This is a genomic window from Pseudomonas sp. KBW05 (assembly GCF_003852405.1).
In the GTDB taxonomy this organism is placed as follows: Bacteria; Pseudomonadota; Gammaproteobacteria; order Pseudomonadales; family Pseudomonadaceae; genus Aquipseudomonas.
The window spans coordinates 64,442-71,255 of sequence record NZ_QAJM01000052.1; the positions used below are offsets into that span (position 1 = coordinate 64,442).

Genomic DNA, 6,814 nt, shown 5'->3' on the forward strand with positions numbered 1-6,814 from the left:
CCGATGTTTCGCGTACTCCTGCGGCTGTACCTGATCACCATCGTCACCTACAGCGCGGCGATCTTCCTGATTCCCAAGCTGGTGATCCAACTCTTCGAACACCGCTACATGGACTACAACGTCGAGCAGTCGCGGGGCATGCAGAAGCTGATCGTCAAGCAGTACCTGCGCGCGCCGGTGGAGCGTTGGTCGCAATTGACCGAACAGCTGAGCGCCGACTTTGCGCCGCTCAAGGTGCAACTGCTGCTGCGCCAGGACGCCAGCTACACCCCTGCCGAGGAACAACTACTGGCCCACGGCAAACCGGTGATTCGCCTGGGCGAGTGGGGCTGGATGGAAGACATCAGCTCGCCGATCAACGAGCAGTTCGTGGTCAAGCTGACCATTCCGCCGGACCCGCTGGACATGAACCTGCTGTACTGGTCGATGAACGTGCTGATCGGTGCCGCGTTGCTGGCGTGCCTTCTGGTCTGGTTGCGTCCGCACTGGCGTGATCTGGAGCGCCTGAAAAGCACCGCCGCGCAATTGGGCCGGGGCAATCTGGCGGAACGCACGCGCATTCCAGCCAGTTCCAATATCGGCAGCCTGGCGGCGGTGTTCGACACCATGGCCGATGATGTCGAACAGTTGCTCAACCAGCAGCGCGACCTGCTCAATGCCGTGTCCCATGAACTGCGCACGCCGCTCACGCGCCTGGATTTCGGCCTGGCGCTGGCACTGTCCGACGACTTGCCCCAGGCCAGCCGCGAACGCCTGCAAGGCCTGGTGGCGCATATCCGCGAGCTGGATGAGCTGGTGCTGGAACTGCTGTCCTACAGCCGCCTGCAAAACCCGGCGCAGTCGCCGGAGCGGGTTGATGTGGTGCTCGATGAGTTTATCGACAGCGTGCTGGGCAGCGTCGATGACGAGCTGGAGAACCCCGAGATCGTCATCGATGTGGCGCTGGACTGCGCCGTCGAGCGCTTCAACCTCGACCCGCGCCTCACCGCCCGCGTGTTGCAGAACCTGCTGCGCAATGCCACGCGCTACTGCGACAAGCGTATCCAGGTGGGCGTCAGGGTCGGGCCGGACGGTTGCGAAATCTGGGTGGACGACGATGGCATCGGTATCCCGTTGGACCAGCGCGAGCGCATCTTCGAACCGTTCTACCGCCTCGACCGCAGCCGCGACCGCGCCACCGGTGGTTTTGGCCTGGGGTTGGCGATCAGCCGGCGCGCCATGGAAGCCCAGGGCGGCACCCTGGTTGCCCAGGCATCGCCCTTGGGCGGCGCGCGGTTTTGCGTGTGGTTGCCTAGCATCGCCTGATCAGAGCACCTTCACCGCACGGCCAATCGCCTGGATCGGCCCCGTCGGTTTGCCGGTCGGCGAGCCGCGTGGGTCTTCCAGGGTCAGTTCGAACAGCTGGTTGGGCGACAGCGGCGGCAGCTTGTCCAGCGGCACCGACAGCGTCTGCCCCGGCTTGACCAGCCCCAGCGACACCGGGCCCTGCCAGCCATCGCCCTTGGTCCAGAATTGCAGGGCCTTGTCGGCTGGCACTTCCATCACGCCCAACGGAATCAACTGAATCTGCTGGTTGTTGCTGGCCTGGATCACCCAGCCCGGCGCCTGGTTCTGCGGCGCCACCAGCACCACCACAAACGTCGGCTCAATGCTCGCTGGGCGGGTCAGCAACAGCGCCGCAAGAGCCAACGATGCCACCAGCCCGGCGCCGGCCAGGCCGCGCCAGAGGGCCAGAAGGTCCCACCACGGGGTCCGTACGCCGCTGAGGTTGCGCTCGATGCGCTGCCACAGGTGCGGTGAGGGCGTGACCGGCTCGGCCAATGCGGTCAGGGGCAGCAGGCGCTGCTCCCAGGCGTCCACCGCCGCGCGCAGTTCGGGGTCGTGCTTGAGGCGCTGTTCCACCTCGGCGCGCTGTTCGCCGGGCAGGGTGCCCAACACGTATTCGCTGGCCAGTTCGTCCAGGGGGTTGCTCATGCCATGCACTCCCGCAGCGCGGCGAGGCTACGTTTGATCCAGGCTTTGACGGTTCCCAGTGGGGTGTCCAGTTTCCGGGCGATTTCGCTGTGGGAATAACCGTCGACATACGCATGCAGGATGCACGATCGACGGGCCGGGTCGAGCTGTTCCAGGCAGGTGTGGATCTGCCCGGCGTGTGTGGCGAATTCGGGGCTGGCGATGGGCTCGTGTTCGTCGCCCAGCGGCACTTCACGGTAGCTGTTGCGCATCGCATTGAGGGCCAGGTGGCGGGTCACGCTGAATACCCAGCCACGGGCGGCGCCGCGCGCCGGGTCGAAACTGCCGGCGCCGCGCCAGATCTTGATAAACGCGTCATGCACGACATCTTCGGCCAGGGCCTTGTCCCGCGTGATGCGCAAGGCCACGCCGAGCAAGTGGCTGCTGTCCTGTTGGTAGAGTTGGCGCAACGCGCGCTGATCGCCACGGGCACAGGCCAGCAGACAGGCTTCGTAATCAAACACGTATGGCTACCCCCAATGGCAGAACAACGAGTTCATCTGCACTGGGGGCAGCGTAGCCGAGTTTGTTCAGTTGGCCGCCCAGAAAATGTAGTCGGCCTGGTACTTCACCACTTCCTGCTTGCCTTTGTTGGCCGTGGTGCACTCGCTGCTCGGTGCCACGCCGCCCTTGAGGGCCACGCGCTGGATGTAACTCACGCCGCTCATCGCACCCTTGCCTTCGGCGGGGTTGGCCTTGACCAGTTGATACGGCAGGTTGCCCGGGCTCGATGGGGCCACGGCCAACTGGGTGCCGGTGATCTTCGAACCGTCCTTGGCCTGCCAGGTCGCCGGTGGACCAAAGTAGGTGCCCACTTGTTTGCCGCTGCGATCATTGAGCACCGCTTTAGGGCCGACGAAGGTCCATTCGGTCTGGCCGGCGGCGTTGGCTTTGTCGCGGCACTCGTAGGTGATTTCGCCGACGCCGGTGGTTTCCATGGAAACCTTGTGGCCATCCGGTACCTTGATGCTATCCGGTAAACCGGTCTGGGCGAAGGCGGCCGGGGCGGCGAGCAGGGCAGTCAGGCAGAGCAATGCTTTGGCGTTCATGGGTGTTTCTCCATTGGGTAGAACAGCAGGGTTGCTGCAGGTACTACCCATGGGCGCGGCAAATGGATGCAGGCACCCGCAAATAAAACGGCAAAAACACAAAATGATCTAAAGTCAGATCACATTGATATAAGTCGTTATAAGAAAAATCGCTATCCTGCCGCCAGAAATTTATAAGGCCGCAGGTAGTTGTAATGGATGTGGGTAATTTTGGTTTTGTCGTTGCTGGCCTGATTGTTGGTTTTATCGTGGGCATGACCGGTGTGGGCGGGGGTTCGTTGATGACGCCGATCCTGCTGTGGTTCGGCATCAACCCGGCCACCGCCGTGGGCACTGACCTGTTGTACGCGGCGATCACCAAGTCCGGTGGCGTGCTGGTGCACAGCAAGAACAAGAACATCGACTGGACCATCACCGGCTGGCTGACCCTGGGCAGCGTGCCCGCCGTGCTGCTGACCCTGTGGTTCCTCGCCAGCCTGCACACCGACCCCAGCGCGATGAACGCGGTAATCAAGCAAGCCCTCGGCGTGGTGCTGCTGCTGACCGCTCTGGCGATCCTGTTCAAGAAACAGCTGTTGGCCTTCGCCCAGCGCCATGCCGGTGACGACTACCACATGAGCCCGCGCAACCTGAACCTGCTGACGGTGGTCACCGGCGCCATCCTGGGCACCATGGTCGCGCTGACCTCCATCGGCGCCGGCGCCCTCGGCACCGTGGCGCTGTTTATCCTCTATCCGTTCCTCGCCACGCGCCGCCTGGTCGGCACCGAGATCGCCCACGCCGTGCCCCTGACCCTGGTTGCAGGCCTGGGCCATGCGAGCATGGGCAATATGGACTGGCACTTGCTGGGCTTTCTGTTGATGGGCTCGTTGCCGGGGATCTACATTGGCAGCCACATGACCGGCAAGCTGCCGGATGGCGTGCTGCGGCCGTGCCTGGCGGTGATGCTGATGGCCATCGGCTACAAACTCGCCTTCTAAGCCGGGCGCTGTTCAAAATGTGGGAGCGGGCTTGCTCGCGAATGCGGTGTGTCAGTCAAAGATGTATTCACTGATCCACCGCATTCGCGAGCAAGCCCGCTCCCACAGGTTTAACCGCGACTGGCCTTAAGTCCTCGCCGGACCATTGCCGATCTGCCACACAAACGGCGGCTCGGTCCCATTGATCACCCAATCCCCGACAATCCGCGCCTTGTAGATCACCGGATTATGTGACGACACCGTGCGCGCATTGCGCCAATGGCGGTCGAGGGCTTTGCCCTGGCGCACATCCGACGCCCCCAACGCGTTGAACAACTGGCTCGTCGCCCGCTGAATCAACTCCGACACCACCACCTGCGCCGTCGCCGATTCAATCTCGGCGGCCACATTGGCGGCGCGCTCGGCGGCGTCATCCCCGCCAAACCTCGCCACATACGCCTGCTGTGCTGGCAGTGTGGCTTTCAACGCACTGGCCTCGGCCGCATAGACCAATGCCGCGACGTCACCCACCACCTGCTGGATCTGCGCATCCTGGCTGACATGGGGCGCATTGCCATGGCTGTAGATGCGCTTGCGGTTGCGCACCTGCTCGGCCACGTCGTTCAGCGCGGCGCGGCCGATCCCGGCCAGGCTGGCCAATAACACCAGTTGGTAAAACGCGGTCTGGTATTTGAAGCGCGTGGCAAAGTCGATCACGTTGTCCGCTTCCACCACGGCGTTGGTAAAGCGCGAGGTGCCGCTGCCGGTGGTGCGCTGGCCAAAGCCGTCCCAGTCGTCGCTGTGCACCACGCCGGGCTGGCGCGCGCGGGTGGCGGCGATCACGTCGGCTTTGGTGTCGCTGCGCTGGGCGTACACGTCGATCCAGTCGGCGAAAATGCTGCCGGTGCTGTAGAACTTTTCACCGTTGAGGACCCAGTTGTCGCCGTCGGGGCTGACTTGGGTGACCACATCGCCAATGGCCACGTTGCCGATTTCGGTCCAGGCGCAGCCGACGATATCGCCGTCGACAAAGCGCTTGAACCATAGGTCGCGATTGGCGCTGGGCGGTGCGTTGAGGCGGTCTTCGGCAAATGCAAAGTGCCCGCGCAGTGCCTGGGGGATGTTGGAGTCGGCGGCGGCCAGCTCGATCAACAGTTCAAACAACTGCGGCAGGGATGCGCCGCCGCCGCCGTACTCCACCGGCACGCGCACGGCGCCGAAGCCTGCGGCCTTGAGCCACTGGATCGGCTCATGGGGCAGGGTGCGGGTCTGTTCGCGCTGCACGGCGCCTGCGGCGATGCGTGCGAAGATCGGCCGGAAGCGCGCGGCCAGCGTGGGGTAATCGACGCCGATGGACAGCGGGTTGATGACGTGGTGTTCGGTCATGGGGGGCGGCTCCTGTGGTCAATGCTGGGGTGATTGCACAGTCCGTGCCGGGTGCGCGAGCCCGTGTTTACAGGGGAATGGCCGGCGTAACTGTTGCCCTGGCAACAGTGGTTCGACAAACCGTCGCGATCTGCGACATCGCTGCAACGCCACGGCTTTGTCGCAACCCGCCTGGTGCGGGCGTTTGGCCGGGCTGGCACGCTTGCTGCTCAAGCCTTCGGTACATCCCCTATGTACGAGGTAGTGTCCGATGAGTCAGCAGCCTGTGAAATTTGCCTACTGGGTGCCCAACGTCAGCGGTGGGTTGGTGGTCAGCAAGATCGAGCAACGCACCCACTGGGGCATCGATTACAACCGCAAGTTGGCGCAATTGGCGGAAGCCGCCGGCTTTGAATACGGCCTGACCCAGATCCGCTTTACCGCCGGCTACGGCGCCGAGAACCAGCATGAATCCGTGGCGTTCAGCCATGCCTTGTTGGCGGCGACCACCACGCTCAAGGTGATCGCCGCGATCCTGCCCGGGCCTTGGCAGCCGGCGCTGGCGGCCAAGCAATTGGCGACGATCGACCAGCTCACCAACGGCCGTATCGCGGTGAATATCGTCAGCGGCTGGTTCAAGGGCGAGTTCCAGGCCATTGGCGAACATTGGTTGGAGCATGACGAACGTTATCGCCGCTCCGAGGAGTTTATCCGCGCGCTCAAAGGCATCTGGACCCAGGACGATTTCACCTTCAAGGGCGACTTCTACCGCTTCAACAACTACACCTTGAAACCCAAGCCCCTGGGCCAACCGGAAGTGTTCCAGGGCGGCAGTTCGCGGGCCGCCCGGGACATGGCCGCGCGGGTGTCGGACTGGTACTTCACCAACGGCAACACCCCCGAAGGGATCAAGGCCCAGATCGATGACATTCGCGCCAAGGCAGCGGCCAACAACCACTCGGTGAAAGTCGGGGTCAACGCCTTTGTGATCGCCCGTGACACCGAAGAAGAGGCCCGCGCTGTGCTCGCCGAAATCATCGACAAGGCCGATCCCGAGGCCGTCAACGCCTTTGGCGACGCGGCGAAACAGGCGGGCAAGGCGTCACCGGAAGGCGAGGGCAACTGGGCCAAATCCAGCTTTGAAGACCTGGTGCAGTACAACGACGGCTTCAAGACCAACCTCATCGGCACCCCGCAGCAAATTGCCGAACGCATTGTCGCGCTCAAGGCGGTGGGCGTGGACCTGGTGCTGGCGGGCTTCCTGCACTTCCAGGAAGAGGTCGAGTATTTCGGCAAGCGCGTGTTGCCGCTGGTGCGCGAGCTGGAAGCCAAGGCCGGGATCAAGCAGGTGGCATGAGCACACTGCGGATCAATTGTGGCGAGGGAGCTTGCTCCCGCTGGGCTGCGTAGCGGCCCCAACATCTTGGG

General features: G+C 63.6%; 7 protein-coding genes. 3 read left to right on the plus strand and 4 right to left on the minus strand.

The window, feature by feature from the left end; all coding sequences use genetic code 11:
- Positions 1-3 precede the first annotated feature (3 nt).
- Positions 4-1,305 carry an ATP-binding protein gene (locus DBR46_RS29235; RefSeq protein ID WP_124529765.1) on the plus strand — a complete coding sequence of 434 codons (1,302 nt, stop codon included), beginning with the start codon at positions 4-6 and terminating at the stop codon, positions 1,303-1,305.
- Here DBR46_RS29235 and DBR46_RS29240 read toward each other — a convergent pair whose 3' ends face one another.
- The 3 genes from DBR46_RS29240 to DBR46_RS29250 all read right to left on the minus strand — a co-directional run bounded on the left by DBR46_RS29240 (position 1,306) and on the right by DBR46_RS29250 (position 3,062).
- On the minus strand, positions 1,306-1,974 hold the full coding sequence (locus tag DBR46_RS29240; protein WP_124529767.1) for an anti-sigma factor: 669 nt from the start codon (positions 1,972-1,974) through the stop codon (positions 1,306-1,308).
- Positions 1,971-2,477 (minus strand): sigma-70 family RNA polymerase sigma factor, encoded by a 507-nt coding sequence (locus DBR46_RS29245; protein ID WP_124529769.1) that lies wholly within the window; start codon positions 2,475-2,477, stop codon positions 1,971-1,973. The genes DBR46_RS29240 and DBR46_RS29245 overlap by 4 nt, the downstream gene beginning before the upstream one ends.
- A 66-nt stretch (positions 2,478-2,543) precedes the next feature.
- Positions 2,544-3,062: a DUF3455 domain-containing protein gene (locus DBR46_RS29250; RefSeq protein ID WP_124529771.1), complete on the minus strand. Its 519-nt coding sequence runs from the start codon at positions 3,060-3,062 to the stop codon at positions 2,544-2,546.
- Between the two features lie 194 nt (positions 3,063-3,256).
- Here DBR46_RS29250 and DBR46_RS29255 point away from each other — a divergent pair, with 194 nt between their 5' ends.
- A complete protein-coding gene (locus DBR46_RS29255) occupies positions 3,257-4,042 on the plus strand; it encodes a sulfite exporter TauE/SafE family protein (protein ID WP_124529773.1) in 786 nt (261 codons plus the stop codon).
- 126 nt (positions 4,043-4,168) lie between these two features.
- Here the strand turns inward: DBR46_RS29255 and DBR46_RS29260 are convergent, their stop codons facing one another.
- Entirely contained in the window at positions 4,169-5,407 is a 1,239-nt protein-coding gene (locus tag DBR46_RS29260; RefSeq protein ID WP_124529774.1) for an acyl-CoA dehydrogenase family protein, read from the minus strand.
- 250 nt (positions 5,408-5,657) lie between these two features.
- Between DBR46_RS29260 and sfnG the strand changes: the two genes are divergently transcribed.
- Positions 5,658-6,743 (plus strand): dimethylsulfone monooxygenase SfnG, encoded by a 1,086-nt coding sequence (sfnG, locus tag DBR46_RS29265; protein ID WP_124529776.1) that lies wholly within the window; start codon positions 5,658-5,660, stop codon positions 6,741-6,743.
- Positions 6,744-6,814 lie beyond the last annotated feature (71 nt).